This window comes from Escherichia whittamii, from assembly GCF_014836715.1.
GTDB lineage: Bacteria > Pseudomonadota > Gammaproteobacteria > Enterobacterales > Enterobacteriaceae > Escherichia > Escherichia whittamii.
The window spans coordinates 101,727-124,253 of the sequence record NZ_JACSQI010000013.1 but is presented as its reverse complement, the minus strand read 5'-3'; the positions used below and the strand labels follow the sequence as shown (position 1 = coordinate 124,253).

The 22,527-nt window shown below is 49.8% G+C and carries 22 protein-coding genes; 11 read left to right on the top strand and 11 right to left on the bottom strand.

From position 1 onward, the window contains the following. The first annotated feature begins 312 nt into the window (after window positions 1-312). From typA to H9644_RS17935, 4 genes are all read left to right on the top strand, one after another. A complete protein-coding gene (gene typA, locus H9644_RS17950) occupies window positions 313-2,136 on the top strand; it encodes a ribosome-dependent GTPase TypA (protein WP_001514692.1) in 1,824 nt (607 codons plus the stop codon). Between the two features lie 216 nt (window positions 2,137-2,352). Beyond that, window positions 2,353-3,063 (top strand): GntR family transcriptional regulator, encoded by a 711-nt coding sequence (locus tag H9644_RS17945; RefSeq protein ID WP_191775723.1) that lies wholly within the window; start codon window positions 2,353-2,355, stop codon window positions 3,061-3,063. Between the two features lie 7 nt (window positions 3,064-3,070). Beyond that, window positions 3,071-4,051, top strand: a complete 981-nt coding sequence (locus H9644_RS17940; RefSeq protein ID WP_191775742.1) for a sugar phosphate isomerase/epimerase family protein — start codon at window positions 3,071-3,073, stop codon at window positions 4,049-4,051. Window positions 4,052-4,152: 101 nt separating this feature from the next. Continuing rightward, window positions 4,153-5,418, top strand: coding sequence for an MFS transporter (locus H9644_RS17935; RefSeq protein WP_064527973.1), 1,266 nt, complete (start codon window positions 4,153-4,155; stop codon window positions 5,416-5,418). A gap of 90 nt (window positions 5,419-5,508) precedes the next feature. Here H9644_RS17935 and ompL read toward each other — a convergent pair whose 3' ends face one another. The 9 genes from ompL to yihU form a co-directional block, all read right to left on the bottom strand. Next, window positions 5,509-6,201 carry a porin OmpL gene (ompL, locus tag H9644_RS17930; protein ID WP_064527971.1) on the bottom strand — a complete coding sequence of 231 codons (693 nt, stop codon included), beginning with the start codon at window positions 6,199-6,201 and terminating at the stop codon, window positions 5,509-5,511. A 64-nt stretch (window positions 6,202-6,265) separates the two neighbouring features. Next, window positions 6,266-7,669, bottom strand: coding sequence for an MFS transporter (locus H9644_RS17925; protein WP_064527969.1), 1,404 nt, complete (start codon window positions 7,667-7,669; stop codon window positions 6,266-6,268). Window positions 7,670-7,714: 45 nt separating this feature from the next. After that, window positions 7,715-9,100, bottom strand: a complete 1,386-nt coding sequence (locus H9644_RS17920; protein WP_064527967.1) for an MFS transporter — start codon at window positions 9,098-9,100, stop codon at window positions 7,715-7,717. A gap of 45 nt (window positions 9,101-9,145) precedes the next feature. Beyond that, window positions 9,146-11,182 (bottom strand): sulfoquinovosidase, encoded by a 2,037-nt coding sequence (yihQ, locus tag H9644_RS17915; RefSeq protein WP_064527966.1) that lies wholly within the window; start codon window positions 11,180-11,182, stop codon window positions 9,146-9,148. Window positions 11,183-11,290: 108 nt separating this feature from the next. Continuing rightward, window positions 11,291-12,166, bottom strand: a complete 876-nt coding sequence (locus H9644_RS17910) for a sulfite exporter TauE/SafE family protein (protein ID WP_064527964.1) — start codon at window positions 12,164-12,166, stop codon at window positions 11,291-11,293. 60 nt (window positions 12,167-12,226) lie between these two features. After that, window positions 12,227-13,129, bottom strand: a complete 903-nt coding sequence (locus H9644_RS17905) for an aldose-1-epimerase (protein ID WP_064527962.1) — start codon at window positions 13,127-13,129, stop codon at window positions 12,227-12,229. Between the two features lie 65 nt (window positions 13,130-13,194). Then, window positions 13,195-14,436, bottom strand: a complete 1,242-nt coding sequence (yihS, locus tag H9644_RS17900; protein ID WP_064527960.1) for a sulfoquinovose isomerase — start codon at window positions 14,434-14,436, stop codon at window positions 13,195-13,197. Window positions 14,437-14,451: 15 nt separating this feature from the next. Then, window positions 14,452-15,330: a sulfofructosephosphate aldolase gene (gene yihT, locus H9644_RS17895; protein WP_064527958.1), complete on the bottom strand. Its 879-nt coding sequence runs from the start codon at window positions 15,328-15,330 to the stop codon at window positions 14,452-14,454. Window positions 15,331-15,353: 23 nt separating this feature from the next. Next, on the bottom strand, window positions 15,354-16,250 hold the full coding sequence (gene yihU / locus H9644_RS17890) for a sulfolactaldehyde 3-reductase (RefSeq protein WP_064527956.1): 897 nt from the start codon (window positions 16,248-16,250) through the stop codon (window positions 15,354-15,356). A 167-nt stretch (window positions 16,251-16,417) separates the two neighbouring features. On the opposite strand from yihU, the gene yihV reads away from it, so the two are divergent. From yihV to fabY, 6 genes are all read left to right on the top strand, one after another. Beyond that, window positions 16,418-17,314, top strand: a complete 897-nt coding sequence (gene yihV, locus H9644_RS17885) for a sulfofructose kinase (protein ID WP_064527954.1) — start codon at window positions 16,418-16,420, stop codon at window positions 17,312-17,314. A gap of 33 nt (window positions 17,315-17,347) precedes the next feature. Beyond that, window positions 17,348-18,133, top strand: coding sequence for a DeoR/GlpR family DNA-binding transcription regulator (locus H9644_RS17880; protein ID WP_064527952.1), 786 nt, complete (start codon window positions 17,348-17,350; stop codon window positions 18,131-18,133). A 98-nt stretch (window positions 18,134-18,231) separates the two neighbouring features. Then, entirely contained in the window at window positions 18,232-18,831 is a 600-nt protein-coding gene (gene yihX, locus H9644_RS17875; RefSeq protein WP_191775721.1) for a glucose-1-phosphatase, read from the top strand. Then, window positions 18,825-19,697, top strand: a complete 873-nt coding sequence (locus H9644_RS17870; protein ID WP_064527948.1) for a virulence factor BrkB family protein — start codon at window positions 18,825-18,827, stop codon at window positions 19,695-19,697. The genes yihX and H9644_RS17870 overlap by 7 nt, the downstream gene beginning before the upstream one ends. After that, the gene (gene dtd, locus H9644_RS17865) at window positions 19,694-20,131 is read left to right on the top strand and encodes a D-aminoacyl-tRNA deacylase (RefSeq protein ID WP_000560983.1); all 438 of its coding nucleotides are present in this window, start codon (window positions 19,694-19,696) and stop codon (window positions 20,129-20,131) included. The genes H9644_RS17870 and dtd overlap by 4 nt, the downstream gene beginning before the upstream one ends. A 44-nt stretch (window positions 20,132-20,175) precedes the next feature. Continuing rightward, window positions 20,176-21,117, top strand: coding sequence for a fatty acid biosynthesis protein FabY (gene fabY / locus H9644_RS17860; protein ID WP_001517342.1), 942 nt, complete (start codon window positions 20,176-20,178; stop codon window positions 21,115-21,117). Window positions 21,118-21,124: 7 nt separating this feature from the next. Here fabY and H9644_RS17855 read toward each other — a convergent pair whose 3' ends face one another. Then, complete coding sequence (locus H9644_RS17855; RefSeq protein WP_064527946.1) at window positions 21,125-21,580, bottom strand: helix-turn-helix domain-containing protein; 456 nt, start codon at window positions 21,578-21,580, stop codon at window positions 21,125-21,127. Beyond that, on the bottom strand, window positions 21,537-21,887 hold the full coding sequence (locus H9644_RS17850) for a type II toxin-antitoxin system HigB family toxin (RefSeq protein ID WP_064527944.1): 351 nt from the start codon (window positions 21,885-21,887) through the stop codon (window positions 21,537-21,539). Before H9644_RS17850 ends, H9644_RS17855 begins: the two co-directional genes overlap by 44 nt. 410 nt (window positions 21,888-22,297) lie before the next feature. Here H9644_RS17850 and H9644_RS17845 point away from each other — a divergent pair, with 410 nt between their 5' ends. Next, the gene (locus tag H9644_RS17845; protein WP_191775719.1) at window positions 22,298-22,516 is read left to right on the top strand and encodes a ribbon-helix-helix domain-containing protein; all 219 of its coding nucleotides are present in this window, start codon (window positions 22,298-22,300) and stop codon (window positions 22,514-22,516) included. Window positions 22,517-22,527 lie beyond the last annotated feature (11 nt).

The window sequence follows — 22,527 nt, the reverse complement described above, 5'->3', positions numbered from 1 at the left end:
CCGTGTCGCCGTAAAAAAGATAAAGCGAAATCTGTGCCAACTTTTAAATTACCCCTAAAAGGCGTTATCATGCTTAACATCGTGCAAAAGGGCTGCACCATGTTGAGAATGTTGCACCAATATAGTGCTTTAATGGAAACACTAAGCACTATATTGGTGCAATGACCTTTGGATAACCCTTTTTATGCTCCGTGAAAGCGATCACAAAGGAACTCTGCAATACTTGTTTGCGGAGGATGTTTGTGATCCTGTTTTGTAGTGCGATTAATCCGTGTACAATAACGCGCTATTTCTAATGCCTGAGGCAAAGTTGTGATCGAAAAATTGCGTAACATCGCCATCATCGCGCACGTCGACCATGGTAAAACCACCCTGGTAGACAAGCTGCTCCAACAATCCGGTACGTTCGACTCTCGTGCCGAAACCCAAGAGCGCGTGATGGACTCCAACGATTTGGAGAAAGAGCGTGGGATTACCATCCTCGCGAAAAACACCGCTATCAAATGGAATGATTACCGTATCAACATCGTTGATACCCCGGGGCACGCCGACTTCGGTGGTGAAGTTGAACGTGTAATGTCCATGGTAGACTCAGTGCTGCTGGTGGTTGACGCATTTGACGGCCCAATGCCGCAAACGCGTTTCGTAACCAAAAAAGCGTTTGCTTATGGCCTGAAGCCTATCGTTGTTATCAACAAAGTTGACCGCCCTGGCGCGCGTCCTGACTGGGTTGTGGATCAGGTATTCGACCTGTTCGTTAACCTCGACGCGACCGACGAACAGCTGGACTTCCCAATCGTTTATGCTTCTGCGCTGAACGGCATCGCGGGTCTGGACCATGAAGATATGGCGGAAGACATGACCCCGCTGTATCAGGCGATTATTGACCATGTTCCTGCGCCGGACGTTGACCTTGACGGTCCGTTCCAGATGCAGATTTCTCAGCTCGATTACAACAGCTATGTTGGCGTTATCGGCATTGGCCGCATCAAGCGCGGTAAAGTGAAGCCGAACCAGCAGGTTACTATCATCGATAGCGAAGGCAAAACCCGTAACGCGAAAGTCGGTAAAGTGCTGGGCCACCTCGGTCTGGAACGTATTGAAACCGATCTGGCGGAAGCTGGCGATATCGTGGCGATCACGGGCCTTGGCGAACTGAATATTTCTGACACCGTTTGCGACACGCAAAACGTTGAAGCGCTGCCGGCACTCTCCGTTGATGAGCCGACCGTTTCTATGTTCTTCTGCGTTAACACCTCGCCGTTCTGCGGTAAAGAAGGTAAGTTCGTAACCTCTCGTCAGATCCTGGATCGTCTGAACAAAGAACTGGTACACAACGTTGCGCTGCGCGTAGAAGAAACCGAAGACGCCGATGCGTTCCGCGTTTCTGGTCGCGGCGAACTGCACCTGTCTGTTCTTATCGAAAACATGCGTCGTGAAGGTTTCGAACTGGCGGTATCCCGTCCGAAAGTAATCTTCCGTGAAATCGACGGTCGTAAACAAGAGCCGTACGAAAACGTGACTCTGGACGTTGAAGAACAGCATCAGGGTTCTGTGATGCAGGCGCTGGGCGAACGTAAAGGCGACCTGAAGAACATGAATCCAGACGGTAAAGGCCGCGTACGTCTCGACTACGTGATCCCAAGCCGTGGTCTGATTGGCTTCCGTTCCGAATTCATGACCATGACCTCTGGTACGGGTCTGCTGTACTCCACCTTCAGCCACTACGACGACGTACGTCCGGGTGAAGTGGGTCAGCGTCAGAACGGCGTACTGATCTCTAACGGTCAGGGTAAAGCAGTAGCGTTCGCGCTGTTCGGTCTGCAGGATCGCGGTAAGCTGTTCCTCGGTCACGGTGCAGAAGTTTACGAAGGTCAGATTATCGGTATTCACAGCCGCTCTAACGACCTGACTGTAAACTGCCTGACCGGTAAGAAACTGACCAACATGCGTGCTTCCGGTACTGACGAAGCCGTTGTTCTGGTTCCGCCTATCCGCATGACTCTGGAACAAGCTCTGGAATTCATCGATGATGACGAACTGGTAGAAGTGACTCCGACCTCTATCCGTATTCGTAAACGTCACCTGACGGAAAACGATCGTCGTCGCGCGAACCGCGCACCGAAAGACGATTAATTTCGCTTTTTAGTCATAAAAAACCTGCCAGCGATGGCAGGTTTTTTTTTGCCTGTCGTAAGTCCTCACCAGCGCGAGCATCTCCCTTATAAGTCTGTGGTTACGTCAATAGAGAGCTTTGTCACAATTATCTGCAAAGTCATACGCCGTTAATTGCTTTCTTTTTTGGCGTAAGCGTAAGATGCCACATCTGGTTTAAACCAAAAGGATTAAACAATGACGGAAAACCAATCCACCGTAGAAAATGCAAAAGAGAAATTGGATCGGTGGTTAAAAGATGGCATCACCACGCCGGGTGGAAAACTCCCTTCAGAAAGAGAGCTGGGAGAGCTGCTGGGCATTAAACGTATGACGTTACGCCAGGCGTTGCTGAACCTTGAGGCAGAATCCAAAATCTTTCGTAAGGATCGTAAAGGTTGGTTCGTGACTCAGCCGCGATTTAATTACAGCCCGGAACTCTCGGCAAGCTTTCAGCGGGCCGCTATTGAACAAGGGCGGGAGCCTTCCTGGAGATTTACTGAGAAAAAACGTACCCGCGACATTCCTGAAACGCTCATGCCACTGATTGCAGTGACGCCGTCAACCGAACTCTACCGCATTACCGGTTGGGGGGCGCTGGAAGGACATAAAGTTTTCTATCACGAAACGTATATTAATCCTGAAGTTGCCCCTGGTTTTATTGAGCAACTTGAAAACCACTCATTTTCTTCAGTCTGGGAAACATGCTACCAAAAAGAAACGGTAGTAAAAAAATTGCTTTTCAAACCCGTCAGAATGCCGGGTGATATCAGTAAGTTTCTTGGCGGTTCAGCGGGCATGCCTGCGATCTTAATTGAAAAACATCGCGCCGACCAGCAAGGGAATATTGTCCAGATAGATATTGAATATTGGCGATTTGAGGCCGTGGATCTCATCATTAATCTGTAGGTGTTTTATGGTGACAATAAATAACGCAAGAAAGATTCTACAACGTGTCGATACTCTTCCTCTTTATTTGCATGCCTATGCTTTTCATTTAAATATGCGGCTGGAAAGAGTATTGCCGGCTGATTTACTTGATATTGCGAGTGAAAATAATCTGCGAGGCGTCAAAATTCATGTTCTGGATGGCGAGCGTTTTTCTCTGGGCAATATGGCAGATAAAGAACTCTCTGCCTTTGGCGATAAAGCCCGCCGTCTGAACCTTGATATTCATATTGAAACCAGCGCCTCAGATAAGTCATCTATTGATGAAGCCGTCGCCATCGCGTTGAAAACCGGGGCGTCGTCCGTGCGTTTTTATCCGCGTTATGAAGGTAATTTGCGCGACGTATTATCGATCATCGCTAACGATATTGCCTATGTGCGGGAAACGTATCAGGACAGCGGCCTGACCTTTACGATCGAGCAGCATGAAGATTTAAAAAGCCATGAACTGGTGTCGCTGGTCAAAGAAAGTGAGATGGAGTCTCTTTCTTTACTGTTTGATTTTGCGAACATGATCAATGCAAATGAACATCCTATAGACGCTTTAAAAACGATGGCACCGCATATTACCCAGGTCCATATCAAAGATGCCTTGATCGTTAAAGAACAAGGTGGCCTGGGGCATAAAGCCTGTATTTCAGGTCAGGGTGATATGCCATTCAAAGAATTATTAACGCACCTTATCTGCCTGGGTGATGATGAGCCACAGGTGACGGCATATGGCCTGGAAGAAGAGGTTGATTATTATGCTCCGGCGTTCCGCTTTGAAGACGAAGATGATAATCCGTGGATCCCATACCGGCAGATGAGTGAAACACCATTGCCAGAAAAGCATTTGCTGGATGAGCGGTTACGTAAAGAAAAAGAAGATGCAATTAATCAGATAAATCATGTGCGTAACGTACTACAACAAATCAAGCAAGAGGCAAGCCATCTTCTGAACCACTAATAAGTTTCAACTCATACGCAGTTAATAAAACCATTCCATAAGAATGGTCGGTATCTTATTGCCTTTAAAACAGTGATTTTAAAAATCGCTTAGGGGATGTTATGCTCACGAAAAAGAAATGGGCGTTATTTAGTCTATTAACACTGTGTGGCGGTACAATTTATAAATTACCGTCGTTGAAAGATGCGTTTTATATCCCGATGCAGGAATATTTCCATTTAACCAATGGTCAAATTGGTAATGCTATGTCGGTAAACTCATTTGTCACCACAGTGGGCTTTTTTCTGTCTATTTATTTTGCCGATAAACTACCGCGCAGATACACCATGTCATTCTCACTCATTGCGACGGGATTACTGGGTGTTTATCTGACGACAATGCCGGGTTATTGGGGCATCCTCTTTGTCTGGGCGCTATTTGGCGTTACCTGCGACATGATGAACTGGCCTGTTTTGCTCAAGTCGGTGAGTCGATTAGGCAATAGCGAACAACAAGGCCGTTTGTTTGGTTTCTTCGAAACAGGGCGTGGCATTGTCGATACCGTGGTGGCATTTTCTGCGCTGGCAGTATTTACCTGGTTTGGCAGTGGATTGTTGGGCTTTAAAGCGGGTATTTGGTTCTATTCCCTCATTGTGATCGCCGTGGGCATTATCATTTTCTTTGTCCTGAATGACAAAGAAGAGGCACCTTCCGTAGAGGTGAAAAAAGATGAAGATGCATCGCAAAACACCAGTATGACTTCGGTGCTGAAAGACAAAACCATCTGGCTTATCGCTTTCAACGTCTTCTTCGTTTACGCGGTTTACTGTGGCCTGACATTCTTCATTCCATTCCTGAAAAATATCTATCTGCTGCCCGTTGCGCTGGTGGGGGCTTACGGCATCATTAACCAATACTGTCTGAAAATGATCGGTGGACCGATTGGTGGCATGATTTCAGATAAGATCCTGAAATCGCCGAGTAAATATCTATGCTACACCTTTATCATCAGCACCGCGGCACTCGTTCTATTGATTATGCTGCCGCACGAAAGTATGCCGGTCTATTTAGGGATGGCATGTACGTTAGGCTTTGGCGCGATTGTCTTTACTCAGCGTGCAGTGTTCTTTGCGCCTATTGGCGAAGCAAAAATTGCTGAAAATAAAACAGGTGCGGCGATGGCGTTGGGTAGCTTTATCGGCTACGCCCCGGCGATGTTCTGCTTCAGCCTGTATGGCTACATTCTGGATTTAAACCCGGGGATTATTGGCTACAAAATCGTGTTTGGCATTATGGCCTGCTTCGCATTCTGTGGTGCGGTGGTTTCCGTAATGCTGGTTAAGCGCATTAGCCAGCGTAAGAAAGAGATGCTGGCGGCTGAAGCTTAATTAATGGCCGGATGTGCTTCATCCGGCCAACGAAAACCGTATCAGCCGTAGGCCGGATAAGGCGTTTACGCCGCATCCGGCAGTTTCACATCAGAAGAAATACTTCGTACCGATACGAATCTGGTTTTGTTCGCGGTGATACGGCTCGACGTTGCGGTCTAACCAGCGCAATTCAATATAGGGCAGCCAGTGCTCATTAATGCGGTAACGGAAGGTGTTAGTGATTTCCCAGTGGTGCTTCGTACCATTGCTGCTATTGAAATCATTAACGTTATAAAAATAGTGCGGCTCAAAGGTATATGAGAACTTATCGGTAATAATAAAGTTCCAGTAGTTACCAATCTCGTAGCTGTCATTATTATCCAGATCACCGTTCAAATCGGTTGAGCTGTAGTTATTATGGTTAAAACGGTTACGCACCGTCAGGTTAAACCACGGGGTAAATTTGTAGTTAACATCCAGATAAACGGCCCCCCCCGAACCGGCGCTCTTATCATTAATTAAGCCACCGGGCTGGATGGTTAATTTATCGGTTGGTTTGAATAAAGGATACCAACCTTCAATTTCGTTATATCCATGTTTTAGTTCATCTTCGCGCTGAAAGTTGTAGGTATTGGTTAACATAATACCCGCGCCCATATCGAAGTTATAACCCACACGTAGCATAACCTCGCCCTGATCGGAGGCAAGATTATATGCCTCCCTGTTTTCGACATATGCGCCTGCGAATACCGATGCGGAAGTCAGAGAGGATAATAAAATTATTGCATTTATTTTTTTCATAATAAGTCCATTTTTAAGCGTAGGGGGCCGCCACCCATCAGGATGGAAATAGCGGCTATCGACGTTATAATGTTACGGAAGCAGTTTTTTCTTCTGTAGCCATACCTTTGTTTTTACGTTGGTTAATTTCCTCAATAATCAGCGCAAAACGTTTCTCATTGAGCGTGTAAAAGAATCCCATCGTCAATGCAGCAATAATTGCCAGCGCACAAGGCCAGATAAAAATGAGCTGACGCAAACCCTGTAATGTCGCATCGCTTTGCGCGATGTTGGGAACATAACCGATTTGCGTCAGCATAATGCCTGGCAAGAAGCCAGCAAGTGCGGCGGAAATTTTACGAAAGAAGGTATAACCGGTATAAACAGAACCTTCGGCACGAATACCGGTTTTCCATTCACCGTAATCTACGGTGTCAGGAACTAACGCCCAGTTCAGGCTGTTTACAAAGGCAGTGCCAAAAAAGGCGACGCAAGAGAACATGACGAAAGTGAAAGAGTTACTGCCCCAGAAATAATTCAGGATATCACCCACCGCCCACAGCACCATGCCTGCCAGATAAACCTGTTTTTTACCAAAACACTTTACGCTTAATGGCACCAGTAATACGCCGATGAGAATACATCCCATACTGAAGAATCCCATCCACGATAATAAGTGAATATCATTCAGCACATACTGGGTGTAATAGACCTGAATCGCCAGCTTGATATTAAATGCTGCCAGGGTACACAGGTTAGCAATGCACAACACCAGCAAAGGCGGATTACGAAATATCGCGAAAAATGATTTGAGAATACTGGCCTTATGTCCGGAGGGCGTCGTGTCCACATAATGCTCTTTGACACCTTTGTAGCACAGCATCATAAAAATAAAGCCGCCAATGGAGAACATCAGCGCCGCGCAGGCGTAACCGACGGAGGCGTCAGAAAATAGCGACTGCAACGGAATAAATGCCACGGTGCAAATTAAAAGACCTATGGTTGCACCACCCTGTCGGTAGGCTGCGAGCTGCGCGCGCTCATTAGGGTTTTTGGTAATGGCTGGGATCATTGCGCCATACGAGCAGTTCATCAGACTGTATGAAAGTCCAAACATCATAAACAGCGCGGTAGCAATCGTCGTTTTAACCGGCAAACTAAAGGTGGTGGCGATAAACTGGAGCGTTGCAATTAACGCTGCCGGAACCGCAGCATATAAAATAAAGGGACGAAATTTGCCTTTTGGCCCAATATTCTTGCGCGAATCGAGTAAAAATCCGGTGAGCATATCGGTAAATGCGGTAAAGAATTTCGCCACCAGAAAGATAATCCCACCGTAATAAGCAGGCATCCCTAATTCATCGGTATAAAATTTGAGGAGATACAGAGTACCGATGCACAACATTAAATTCGAACCGACGTCGCCCATACCATAGGCGATTTTTTCCCGTATGTTCAGTTTTAATGTCAGTGGATTATGGTCAGACATAATCACTCCTTATAACGCCCCGCAGGGCGTCGTTTATTATCATTATTACGCCGTGCGTTTACGGGCTTCTATTTCTTCAACAATGCGGACGTACATCTTCTCGTTAAGACTGTAGAAGCAACCCATCGCAAAAATGGTGACTACCGCCAGCGCGCTTGGGTAGATGAAGATCAACTGGCGCAACCCTTCGATGGTGTGGTCAGCCTGTGCGACGTTCGGTACATAGCCAATTTGTGTCAGCATCCAGCCAGGGAAGAAGCCCGCCAGCGCCTGAGAAACTTTGCGGAAGAAGGTGAATCCGGTGTAGACCGTCCCCTCCGAACGCACGCCGGTGCGCCACTCGCCGTACTCGACGGTGTCGGAAACCAGCGCCCAGTTCAGGCTGTTAACGAAGGCCGAGCCGAAGAATGCCAGGCAGGAGAACGCCACAAAGCTGACCGAGCCGCCGCCGAAGAAATAGTTGAGCAGATCGCCCAGTACCCAAATCAGCAGGCCGCCAATGTAGACCTTCTTCTTACCAAAACGTCTGACTGCGCCAGGCATCAGGAACACGCCGATGAAAATACAGCCCATGCTGAAAAATCCCATATACGACAACAGAATGGGATCGTTAAGCACGTACTGGGTGTAGTAGACCTGAATGGCGAGCTTGACGTTAAACGCCCCTAAAGTGCAGAGGTTGGCAATGCACAAAATAAACAGCGGGCGGTTACCGGCAATCGCACGGAAAGATTGCAACAGGCCAGGCTTTTGCGCCGGATTGGCAGGCTGGGTTTCGACATAACGCTCTTTCACGCCCGAGTAGCAGATCCACATAAACAGCAGGCCGAACAGTGAAAACAGCGTGGCGGCGAAGACGTAGCTTAGTTGCGGGTTACCTTCGATAATATTCATCACCGGCACGAATCCCACCGTACACAGCAGCAGGCCCAGCGTAGCGCCACCCTGACGCCATGCCGCCAGCGACGCGCGTTCGTTGGGGTTTTTGGTAATAGCGGGGACCATCGCGCCATACGAGCAATTCATCATGCTGAAAAACAGCCCGTAGAGCATAAACAGGATGGTGGCCATCACCGTTTTACCGGTGACATCGAACGGCGTGCCGATAAAGTTGGCGATCGCCAGTAAGGTGACCGGGAATGACGCATACAGAATAAAAGGACGGAACTTCCCTTTTGGACCGATCTTGCGTCTGGAATCCAACATGATGCCGGTACCCATATCGGTAAAGGCGGTAAAGAATTTCGAGATCAAAAAGATAATGCCGCCATAGGTGCCAGGCAGCCCCAGAACGTCGGTATAAAACTTCAAAAGATAAAGCGTGCCGATATCCAGCAGAATGTTAGAGGCCAGGTCGCCGATACCGTAAGAGAGTTTCTCTTTAAAGGGCAGGCGTAAAGTAGCCGGATCTTCCGTTGTGATGTGACTCATCGTTGTTCTCCCTGTACCCGTGAGTTTCCCCACGGGCGGACGTGATTAGATGCTTTTTAACGAAGCGAAGAGTGCCGCCCATTCGCTATCGGCGCGATAAAACACCGGCGGCTTACCGATAGACGCTTCAACGGTTATCTCCCCACCGTGGAAGGTTTCTCCGCTCCAGGCATGTACCCAGTTATCCTCTGGTAGATAGAGCGTCCAGTCGCTGCGTCCTTGCTCGTGCACCGGAGCGACCAGAATGTCGCGACCTAACAGGTACTGATATTTCAGGGTGTAGGTGTGCGCGTCGTCTTCGTAATGCAGGAACAGCGGGCGCATAACAGGCAGGCCGGACTTCGCGTTCTGCGCGACAGCCTCTTTGAGGTAAGGTTTCAGGGTGGTGAAGACGGTGGTCATGCGGGCAAAATGGGCGATAGTTTCCGCGTCGCCATCAAACTGCCAGTTGTCGCCAGGACGGTTGCCTTCGTGGGTGCGCATCATCGGCGTGAAGGCACTGAAATCGCACCAGTGCAGCAACAGCTCTTTGCTGCGCTTCATCTCAAACAGGGTGGTGTAACCGCCGATATCACTGTGATGCAGGCCATGTCCGGTCATTGCCAGTGACAGCGCCGCCGGGACAACGGACGCCAGGCCATCGTCCAGACTCCAGTCCACGTTCTGGTCGCCTGCCCACATCATGGTGGAGTATTTCTGGCTACCGGTAGAACCGGCACGCATAAAGAAGAGGATCTCGCCGAGCTTGCCCGTTTCTTCAAGGGCTTCGTAGTTACATTTCGCCCACAGTGCGGGCCAGGCGTTATGCATAATTTCGGCGCTGATGCCGTTATGTAGGTAAGTGTCGGTGGGCAGATACTCGCCGAAGTCAGCCATCCAGCCGCCGCAGCCGAGTTCAATCATGTTCTTTTTGATCACTTCCTTGAACCAGGCGTAGGCTTCAGGATTAGTGAGATCGACCACGCCGCCGTAGAACTCGCCAAATTCCACCAGATAATCGCCACCGGCGGCATCTTTTGCCAGATAGCCGCGCTTTGCCGCCTCTTCGCAGAGATCTTTATCGCTGGCCACATACGGGTTGATATACGCCAGGAACTGCACGCCCTCTTTGTTCCACTGCTTAATGCGTGAGTCCAGTTGCGGGTAGTTTTCGCTGTTCCACTTCCAGTTCCACATTACGCGTTTGCCAAAAGAGGTCATACGGATCCCGGACCAGTCCTGCGCCCATATTCCGTTGACCTTCACGCCCGCGTTGCGCATGGTGTCCAGTTTCTTCTGGCACACTTCCGTCCCGCCCTGAATACCGAGCGTTACCCCGTCATAAATCCAGTCGGGCAGTTCTGGCTGGCGTCCCAGCAGAGCGGTTAATTTTTCTAGCAGAGAAATATATGTGTCAGCACATTCAAAACGTAGTGTTGCTTTGTCTTCCCACAGTGCCAGTTCGTGGTAATCCGGCGCACTGAAGTCGAAGTTCATATAACAGCTGTTATCAACATGGCAGTAATACTTCTGCGTGCTAACGAACGTAGGCTGCGGGAAGAAAGTCCAGTAGTAATCCCCACCCGCGTTTTCTTTGCAGTCGGCCTGCCAGGTGACATAACTCTGTTTGTTACGCCCAACACCTTGTTCGCTGGTCCATAATGGGAACGGTTTTCCACGCAGATCAAAGTATGAGAACTGCTCCCCACAGCCGTAGATATGATCTTCTGGCTGTGCGGCAAGGCGCAGCCAGATGCGGTTGTGGTGAATGTCGTCGTTTTGCAATTCCAGCAATAAATGGCCTTGATCGTCGGCGGAGATACGCATCGTGGCGCTAATGTCAGAACCACGGCTGAAATGGATTAACCAGCCATCTGGTGACTGGCTGACGATGGCGTCGGTAAGCGCAATTTTCTCCAGCAATTTATCTTTAATGCTGAAATTTCCGCGGAACATATCGATATCCGCGATACCTGAGCCAATCCATAAACAAGGATTATCTTTACTATGTGTTAAAATAAGACGTTGTTGGAAATGTAGGGTAAAACTGTCGTTATTTTGATGAAATTGAAAATCTGGTAACTGTGGGCGTGGCGTATCCATAAATAATCTCCATAGAGTATAAAACTAATATTTCATGCCATCCTGTTATTACAGGTTTCATTAATTAAAGAATGTGGTGCGGGTATAAATTAAAACCTGCACAAATGATTATTTACTTTCTTCAGCCCGGCGGATTGCCGCCACTTTTTTACCAAATGCCAGTTGCAGTATAACTAACAAGGTAAACGGAGGCAGAAGTGCGGCAGCGGCGGGAATTCCCAGCGCGCCTTTTATCAACATGGAACCGGAGGCAATCAGCAATAAAAAGACCATCACTCGGAACACTTTGACCGAAATGCGTTTATGCACATATTGCCCAACCAGTGAACCGAGGATCATGGTGGGAATACAAAACAGCACCAGTTTAAAGATAGAGACAGTCAAAATTCCGCTGGTTGCCAGCCCGCCGATCACCGCGATGTTGTTTGCGGTGAAGAAAGCGTTCAGAGTGCCGCGAAATGCCGCCGGGCCTAAATTACGCAGCATACCGTAGATAACCATCGGCGGTCCGTTGGTTGAGAACGCCGCGCCTAATGCGCCAGCTACTGCGCCTATAGGTGCGGCGATCCAGTTGCGGTCATAAATTGGCAAGCGAGGAATAAACATGCTGTAAAACGAGTAGAGGATAAGGAATCCGCCTAATCCCACTTTCATAAAATGGTCGGGTAAATACGATAGCGCATATAAACCGACGGGTATTCCCAGAAACGAGAAAATAATCAACACCATTGCTGAACGCCAGTCCGTTTCTTTGCGTGACAGCCAGGTGGCGTACAAGGCGGTCGCGGTGCCGACAATCACTGAGAGCGGTGTTGCCATTTTTACGGGGAGCATTAACGTGACGAGCGGCATGGTGGTTAAACCGCCGCCAAACCCCGCGCATATCCCCACAAACGTATAAAGAAACATTAACGCGATAACGATACATACCACGTTTGTTTCCAGTATGGCCCCATCCGGCGAAAATAAAGTAAAAAAGTCCATAATATTTCCTGTTGTGTAAATACAACCCTAAACAATGTTCTCGTTCTATTCTTAATAAAATTAATTGCGCTGCCCGTGAATATTAAAAAACAGGCGGTGCGTTTTTCCTGGTTCCAGTAATAATAAGTCGGTGCCGGAATTAAAGGCGTTCGGTGGGCAACTCATTGGTTCTACCGCTAATCCCTGGCGTTGCAATTTTTCACCGCTATAAATTTGTACCCAGGGTTGATCGGAACAGAGACTAACAGTAAGCGCCTGTTGCTGATGGGTAATGATTATTTTCCAAAGGTCATTAACGGTTTTGAAAGTATGGTCGATTCGCGTATTCGCGATTTTTTTCGTCTGTATAAAATTTAAATCCAGTTCATCAACGTGGTGGAGCGTTGTTGGATTAGCGTGCTCATCGACGGCATAGACCTGGATTGCCGGAAGCTCTAATAAACAATCATCGACGGACATTAAATTACAGGTTAAATAGGGATGAATACCCGCCCCATAAGGCGCTGCTACTGTACCGATATTCTGGCTAGAGATTTCAACGGCCAGGCCGCTTTGTGCATTAAGTGAATAAACAACCTGCGAAGCCAGCATAAACGGATAGCCATAACTGGGCGGCAGAAACGCCGTCAAAGTGACGCTGGTGGCGGTTAGTTCGCTGATTTGCCAGTCACGCCACGCGAGCAGCCCATGAATAGAGGCTTTTGAACTATGTTCATTAATGGGTAACTGATATTCCTGCCCTTGATAGCAATAACTGCCGTTAGCAATCCGGTTAGGCCACGGAATAAGCACCTTACCCAGATGCGCCAGCGGCATCTCTTCGGGTTTATGTGGAATGACTAAATGACAGCCCTGAAAGGTTAATTCAGCCAGACCTGCGCCAACCGTCACGATAGTCGCGTGATAATCCCCCGCGGCAAGTGAAACGGTCTGTCCACTGCAATGCATTTTGGTGATTTGCATACGAGGCACCTTTGTTGAAAAACGACATATCTGGTGTGCATTCTGATATGCCGTTTTTCAGTCAGTTATTTGGCATTAACATCAAGCAGACCCGCCGCAACCGCCGGAGCCAGGCCAGGCGCTAACGGGATACGCGGGATCACCAGGCAATGCAGCAGGTGATAAATATCCTGTTTGCCGTCCCAGACTTTCGTGGTGACCTTATTGTCCGGGTCCAACTCCTGCCACCATGAACCATTTTCGTAGTCCATCAGATACTTAATGCAGTAGTCCCACCATGTTTGATACCAGGTTTCATACTGGCGATCGCCAGTAACGGTATAGAGCGCGTAAGCCGTACCCATCGCCTCGACGATAGGCCAACGTACACGTTCACGGACCACTGGTTTGCCTTCCCAGTCAACGGTATAAACAATGCCGTCCGCGCCATCGGGCGCCCAGGCATCGCGCACGGTGGCGTTGAACAGACCTTTGGCATCTTCCAGCAGCCAGGCCGGCGGCTGCTCGCTACGGGCTTCCAGGGCGGCGTGGATGTGCAGCATTAAACGGCCCCATTCGATCCAGTGGCCCGGAGTACCACCGAACGCGCGGAAGCGGTGCGCCGGGTTGTCTTTGTTGTAATCTGGCAGCGGGGTCCACTGGGTATCGAAGTGTTCGTTAACGCGATAATGATTATTTCTGGCGACGTCGTGAATAATGACGGAAGCCACGCGAATCGCGCGATCCAGCCATTTTTTGTCATGCGTTACGTCATAAACAATCAGGAAGGCTTCCACCGCGTGCATGTTGGCATTGCCGCCGCGGTACTCTTCGGTTTTGCTGAAGGCTTCGTCCCAGGACTCAAGGCACATCTGCTCTTCTTCACTCCAGAAATATTTATCAATAATTTCAATGGTGTAATCAAGCAGCTTACGGGCTTCCGGGTGACCGGTAGTGACGGCGCTGGCGGCGCCCAGCAGGGCGAAGAAGTGCTGATAACCCTGTTTGGAGGCATCCACCACGCCCTCGTCATTCACGCAGGCATACCAGCCGCCATATTTTTTATCGCGCAGTGCGCCGTTCATGGCTTTGATACCGTGATCAACCAACGAGTAAGCGCCAGGGCGGCCCATCGCCGCAGCAACGGAATAAACGTGCAGCATACGGGCGGTGATCCACAGATGTGTACCCATCTCTTCTTTGATTTGCCCTTTATTGCCCAGCCAGCCAAAACCAGTCGGTACTACGGCATTTTTACCAAAATCAAAGATGCGATCGGTTTCCTGTTCCAGCCAACGGTTGTGACTTAAGGTGTTAAACCATTTCATATCTGTATCCTCATCTTAACGGCGTTTAGCCATCATTTCGTCGACGATATCGCCAAGTTGTTGTAATTTCGGTGCGCAAACGTCACGCAACATCAGCTCGTTGTCTGGTAAACCGACGACCGACGCCCAGACGGCCCGACCGGCCAGGAAACCTGATGCGCCCGCCGTCATTGCCACGCGCACGGCACGTGGGAACAGTTTTTCGTCGACGCCGGAAGAGAGGATCACCCACGGCATATTGATATGGTCATTCAGACGTTGTGAAGCACTGAGAAGCTCCTGTTGCGGACCTTTACCGTAAAGCGGCATTTCAACTTTGTAGAGGTCTGCACCGCTGTCGCCCAGCTCTTTGGCGGCATCGATGATCGCTTGTTCGCGATCGAAGTTATCGCCACGACGCGGTGGGCGGACGACTGGCTCAATGATGCTCACCAGACCGTGCGAGTGGCACAGTTCGTTGAACTCTTTCACCATATCCAGGCGTTGCTGCGCATCTTCATCACTACGCCACAGCACCAGCAGTTTTAAGGCTTTGCCACCGTCTTGTTTGATTTGTAGCGGGTTGATTTTGCGGTCAATGACTACGCTATCTACCGGAATACCGTTGCCTGGGATGAACTCATCGGCGGCGACAATCATGGCGCAACTTGTGGCAATCGCGTTTTGCTCAACCACCTGGCGGTAGCAGAACTGTTGATCCACCAGAATCGCCGAGGCATAAGGTGAAAGGGCCTTCGCGGCGTTAACTTTGAAATCAGTTAAAACGCTATCGGCTACCGGAGTTGGCGCGCCAGCCGCAGCAAACATCATGCGCATGGCTTCGCGCTGATCGACTGCCAGCATGGCGAAACCGCCCGATGCGCGCGTAATGTCGTTGATGGTGTACTTATTCATTCATTTATTCCTTTATCCAGTCGTTACATTTTTACTTTGGCAGTCATCCCGGCACTGACACGGACCTGTTCCAGAATGGCGGACCAGTCCTGGCGACCGCGACCCGCTGCACGCGCCTGGTTGTAAACCTCCCGTGAGGCGGCCCCCAGCGGCATCGGCACATGCAACTGGTTGGCGACATCAAGGGCGATACCAAGATCCTTATGGGCAAGATCGATCATGAAGGCGGGAGAAAGATCCCCGCTGAGGACTTTGTTCGGCCAGGAAGTGGTGAAGTGACCTTTACCGGCAGCAGTGCCGCTCATTACCTTGACGGCAACATCGAAGGGAAGATTCAGGGCTTCGCACAAAACGGCGGCTTCTGCCGACAGCGCATTGAGCGCGATGCTCATGTAGTTGTTGATGAGCTTAACGCGGATACCCATGCCCGGACCGCCTGCGTTGATCAATTCGCTGCCCATTGCCATCAGCACGGGTGTAGCGCGTTCAACCTGTTCAGCAGTGCCGCCAGCCAGCAGTAGTAGAGTACCGGTAATGGCATTTGCGGAAGTACGGCCTACCGGAACATCCATCATGCTGAAGCCTCTGGCTTGCATATCGGCAATCAATTTATCGGTTTGCAGCGGATGGATGGTCGACATATCGATAACCAGCGCATCGGTAGATAAGCTTTCGCAAACGCCGTTTTCACCGAACAACACGCTGCGCACCAGATCGCCATTCGGCAACATGGTAATGATAAATTCGGCATCTTTAGTGGCCTGCGCCGGGTTGGCGGCGGGAGTCGCGCCTTTGTCTACCAGATGCCGCACGGCTTCGGCGTTCACATCGAAGACGTGAAGTTGATGCCCTTGCTGCAATAAATTGCTCGCCATTGGCGAACCCATTTGCCCTAAACCGATAAACGCGATTGCTGCCATAACTCTCTCCTGAATACAGTGATGTCACTTTTTGTCATTTATGACACGCTTTGTTTGTCTGTTTTTGATCGTATTTGTAATTTATGGTCAAAAAATTGACAGCCGTCACTTTTTAAACAATTGGTGAAATTAAAATGGACGTATCCAAAAATGCTTAAGGAATGACCATGATTCGTATTGCTTGTGTAGGTATTACCGTGATGGATCGCATCTATTACGTGGAAGGGTTGCCGAGCGAGAGCGGTAAATATGTGGCGAAAAATTACACCGAAGTCGGCGGCGGGCCTGCGGCAACGGCGGCGGTTGCGGCGGCAAGGCTGGGAGCGCAGGTCGATTTTATTGGGCGCGTCGGTGATGACGACACCGGCAACAGCCTGCTGGCAGAGCTGGAATCCTGGGGCGTTAATACCCGTTACATCAAACGGTATCACCAGGCGAAATCTTCGCAATCCGCCATCATGGTGGATGCCAAAGGTGAGCGGATAATCATTAACTATCCCAGCCCGGACCTGCTGCCTGACGCAGAGTGGTTGGAGGAAATTGATTTCTCTCAGTGGGATGTTGTGCTGGCAGACGTACGCTGGCACGACGGCGCTAAAAAAGCCTTTACCCTGGCGCGGCAGGCGGGCGTGATGACCGTGCTGGATGGTGACATTACGCCGCAGGATATCAGCGAGTTGGTGGCATTAAGCGATCACGCGGCCTTTTCAGAACCGGGTCTGGCGCGCTTAACTGGCGTGAAAGAGATGGCCAGCGCGCTAAAACAGGCACAAACGCTCACAAATGGTCATGTCTATGTTACCCAGGGCAGTGCAGGCTGTGACTGGCTGGAAAATGGCGGGCGTCAACATCAACCGGCCTTCAAAGTTGATGTGGTAGATACCACAGGTGCGGGCGATGTTTTTCACGGCGCATTGGCGGTGGCGCTGGCAACAGGTGGAGGTTTATCGGAGTCAGTCCGCTTCGCCAGCGGTGTAGCGGCGTTAAAATGCACGCGTCCCGGTGGACGAGCTGGGATCCCTGACTGTGATCAAACCCGATCTTTTTTGTCACTTTTTGTATAAAATGCCAGGGTGATGGTTTTTCGAGGAATTTTCATGAGCCTTACCGAACTAACCGGTAACCCGCGGCACGACCAACTCCTCATGCTGATCGCCGAGCGTGGGTATATGAATATTGATGAACTGGCAAATCTGCTGGATGTCTCCACGCAGACGGTTCGCCGGGATATTCGTAAATTAAGCGAGCAAGGACTGATTACGCGCCATCACGGTGGCGCAGGACGAGCTTCCAGCGTCGTCAACACTGCTTTCGAGCAGCGTGAGGTTTCGCAAACAGAGGAAAAAAAAGCCATCGCGGAAGCGGTGGCTGACTATATTCCTGACGGATCGACGATTTTTATTACTATCGGCACCACGGTTGAGCATGTTGCCCGTGCGTTGCTCAATCATAACCACCTGCGGATCATTACCAATAGTCTGCGTGTGGCGCACATTCTTTATCACAACCCGCGCTTTGAAGTGATGGTACCAGGCGGCACGTTGCGTTCGCATAACAGCGGTATCATCGGCCCTTCTGCGGCGTCGTTTGTTGCTGATTTCCGCGCTGATTATCTGGTTACAAGCGTTGGTGCGATTGAGAGTGATGGCGCGTTGATGGAATTTGATGTCAATGAAGCCAATGTTGTGAAAACTATGATGGCGCATGCGAGAAATATTCTGCTGGTTGCCGATCACACCAAATATCACGCGTCCGCAGCGGTAGAGATTGGCAATGTAGCGCAGGTCACCGCGCTTTTTACCGATGAGGAACCACCCGCCGCCTTGAAATCGCGCTTACAGGATAGCCAAATCGAAATCATCCTTCCCCAGGACGACGCGTAGATTTTTGTGACAGCTTGCATACCTTCACATGTGGGCGCGTAGCCAAACCCCTCCTTTCCCGCTACAGTTAATTTCCTGTGGCGAGAAAGGAGGCAAAAATGCTCTATATCTTTGATTTAGGTAATGTGATTGTCGATATCGACTTTAACCGTGTGCTGGGAACCTGGAGCGATTTAACGCGCGTTCCGCTGGCATCTCTGAAGAAGAGTTTCCATATGGGCGAGGCGTTTCATCAGCATGAGCGCGGGGAGATCAGCGATGAAGAATTCGCTGAAGCGCTGTGCCATGAGATGGCCCTACCGCTAAGTTACGAACAGTTCTCCCACGGCTGGCAGGCGGTGTTTGTCGCGCTGCGCCCGGAAGTGATCGCCATCATGCAGAAACTGCGTGAGCAGGGGCATCGTGTGGTGGTGCTTTCCAATACCAACCGCCTGCATACCACCTTCTGGCCGGAGGAATACCCGGAAATCCGCACCGCCGCCGACCATATCTATCTGTCGCAAGATCTGGGCATGCGCAAACCTGAAGCGCGAATTTACCAGCATGTTTTGCAGGCAGAAGGTTTTTCACCCAGCGATACGGTCTTTTTCGACGATAACGCCGATAATATAGAAGGAGCAAATCAGCTAGGCATTACCAGTATTCTGGTGAAAGATAAAACCACCATCCCGGACTATTTCGCGAAGGTGTTATGCTAAAAACGATTCAGGAAAAAGCCAGGCATCGTACCCGTCCGCTATGGGCCTGGCTGAAACTACTCTGGCAACGCATTAATGAGGACAACATGACAACCCTGGCAGGTAACCTTGCCTATGTGTCGTTACTCTCATTAGTGCCGCTGGTTGCCGTTGTTTTTGCGCTTTTTGCCGCTTTTCCCATGTTCTCAGACGTTAGTATCCAGCTGCGTCACTTTATTTTTGCCAACTTTCTGCCTGCCACAGGCGACGTTATTCAGCAATATATTGAACAGTTTGTTGCTAATTCCAACAAGATGACCGCCGTCGGGGCATGTGGTCTGATCGTCACAGCGTTACTGTTGATGTATTCCATCGATAGCGCACTAAATGCCATCTGGCGCAGTAAGCGGGCGCGCCCCAAAATTTACTCATTTGCTGTGTACTGGATGATCCTGACGCTGGGGCCACTGCTGGCGGGGGCCAGTCTGGCGATCAGCTCCTATCTGCTCTCCCTGCGCTGGGCGAGCGATCTCAATACTGTCATCGACAATGTGCTGCGCATTTTTCCGCTGCTGTTGTCGTGGATCTCCTTCTGGTTGCTTTACAGTGTTGTTCCCACCATCCGTGTACCGAATCGCGACGCGATTGTCGGCGCGTTTGTCGCCGCACTCCTGTTCGAAGCAGGAAAGAAAGGTTTCGCGCTTTATATCACCATGTTCCCGTCATATCAGCTCATTTATGGCGTCCTGGCAGTGATCCCCATTCTCTTCGTCTGGGTCTACTGGACGTGGTGTATCGTCTTGCTTGGCGCGGAAATTACTGTCACTCTCGGGGAATACCGCAAACTAAAACAAGCAGCTGAACAAGAAGAAGACGACGAACCATGATTGCATTAATTCAACGCGTAACCCGTGCCAGCGTCACCGTGGAGGGAGAAGTGACGGGCGAAATTGGCGCGGGACTTTTGGTGTTATTGGGTGTCGAAAAGGATGACGACGAACAGAAAGCAAACCGTCTGTGCGAGCGAGTGCTCGGCTATCGCATCTTCAGTGATGCCGAAGGCAAGATGAATCTCAACGTGCAACAGGCGGGCGGCAGTGTGCTGGTGGTTTCCCAGTTCACCCTTGCCGCAGATACCGAACGAGGGATGCGGCCAAGCTTCTCCAAAGGCGCATCGCCGGATCGCGCAGAGGCGTTATATGACTATTTCGTCGAACGCTGCCGTCAGCAGGAGATGAACACGCAAACAGGACGCTTCGCTGCCGATATGCAGGTATCGCTGGTCAATGATGGTCCCGTGACATTCTGGTTGCAGGTATGAGCCAGCTTCCAGGATTGTCACGGGAAACAAGAGAGAGTATCGCTATGTATCACCTTCGGGTTCCACAAACAGAAGAAGAATTAGAGCGCTACTATCAGTTCCGCTGGGAGATGTTGCGTAAGCCCCTGCATCAACCGAAAGGTTCTGAACGCGACGCATGGGATGCGATGGCGCATCACCAGATGGTCGTCGATGAACAGGGTAATCTGGTGGCGGTGGGGCGTCTGTATATCAATGCCGATAATGAAGCCTCCATTCGCTTTATGGCCGTTCATCCCGACGTGCAGGACAAAGGTCTGGGGACGCTGATGGCGATGACCCTGGAGTCGGTAGCGCGCCAGGAAGGCGTTAAACGCGTGACCTGTAGCGCCCGTGAAGACGCGGTGGAGTTTTTCGCCAAGCTGGGGTTTGTTAATCAGGGAGAAATCACCACACCGACTACTACGCCGATTCGCCATTTTTTGATGATTAAACCCGTCGCCACTCTGGATGATATTTTGCATCGCGGCGACTGGTGCGCACAGCTCCAGCAGGCGTGGTACGAACATATCCCGTTAAGCGAAAAAATGGGCGTGCGCATTCAGCAATATACCGGGCAAAAATTTATCACTACCATGCCGGAAACCGGCAATCAGAATCCGCACCATACGCTGTTTGCCGGGAGTTTATTCTCGCTGGCAACGCTCACCGGTTGGGGGCTTATCTGGCTGATGCTGCGCGAAAGGCACCTCGGCGGCACTATTATTCTCGCTGATGCGCATATCCGTTACAGCAAGCCAATTAGCGGTAAACCACATGCGGTAGCCGACCTTGGCGCGTTAAGCGGTGATCTCGACCGTCTGGCGCGCGGACGTAAAGCGCGGGTACAGATGCAGGTCGAAATCTTTGGCGACGATACGCCAGGTGCGGTGTTTGAAGGCACGTATATCGTTCTGCCCGCAAAGCCATTTGGCCCGTATGAAGAGGGTGGGAACGAAGAAGAGTAGGGCGTTTTTACTTATCAATAAACGCTTCAGCCGGGAGGTTAAAACGCTCGCTTAACGCCTTGATATGGCGAACGGTGAGCGCCCGGCGACCATTAAGAATATTACTCACATTGGATTTAGAGCCAAGTTCTTGTGCCAAATCAGCCGCTTTAAGTCCATGTTGATCCATGAGGATCCGTAACAGACTTACGCCGCACGGGGTCGATGCTAATCGTTGATTGAAATGCTGAAATTCCGGAGCGTTATTTTCATATTCGCGGATACGCGCGCTGAGTAATTCAAACAAAGGGTTTTCCAGATCGTCACGATCGACTAAAAATTCGATCAGTTTCAGCGCCTTATGGTATTCCTCTTGATCCGCTTTAGGGCCACATAAAGGGATGTCTTTTACTGCGTGGGTGAAGGTCTTAACCAGCATTTCAAAATTGGCCGAGTCTTCTGCTGGAGTGTGATGGGTTCTCATTTTTATGGCTCCGGTACCAGGTTGTGAGTCGGTCATATTCATTGTGGGTAACAATATGTTTGACAAAACATTTTTGGAGCCTGAAATCGATATAGGCTATAAGCCGTAAATGATTGCCTGCAATATTAATAACCCACCATTTATCTCTGTATTTAAAGTTATCCAGAGAGGAAATATATCTTTTCATCTCACCCGGATCGCTAAACGCTCTTTTCTCAAGGAGATTTAATAAATCAATAAGTGCATCCTCGTAAAGTGGAAAGCGTTTTATCGCCTCGTTAAAAGGCTTGTGGCTGATAACATGCATGGTGTAATTCCATTACGAGTTTTCAACCTGAAAACACTGTAAAGCAGACCTGTGATATTTTCAAGTTGAAAACAAATTTTCTCTGGATCCGGAGCTATCTGCCTGCTCTCCAGGCCACATCCCGTAGCGCCGTACGCGCTGCCTCGCTGATAAAATCACGTGGGTGACCCGTGGTGATAAACTCTGCAATTCCTTTTTCAAGTGCCATTATAGAACTCATTTTACTGTATGAATGTACAGATTTATACGCCCGTTTTTGCTGGATGGAAACAGGGAAATTCACGGGCGTGAAAAATCCGGAAAGCGTCTCGCAAAAACAAAACAATATGAAAAAATCCGCTTTCGTTAATTAACTTTCCGGCGTAATTTTCGCACATACATTAATGAGTAATATATGTAAGGTGGTGGTAATGGCGATGAATACGGTTTTTCTTCATTTATCAGAAGAGGCAATTAAACGGCTGAACAAGCTCAGGGGCTGGCGTAAGGTTTCGCGATCTGCAATTTTACGCGAAGCGGTAGAGCAATATCTGGAGCGGCAGCAATTTCCGGTGCGTAAAGCAAAGGGTGACAGGCAAAGGGGGGAGGTAGTTAGTGTTGACGATCAGTGTAAGGAGCATAAGGAATGACAAAAAATTTT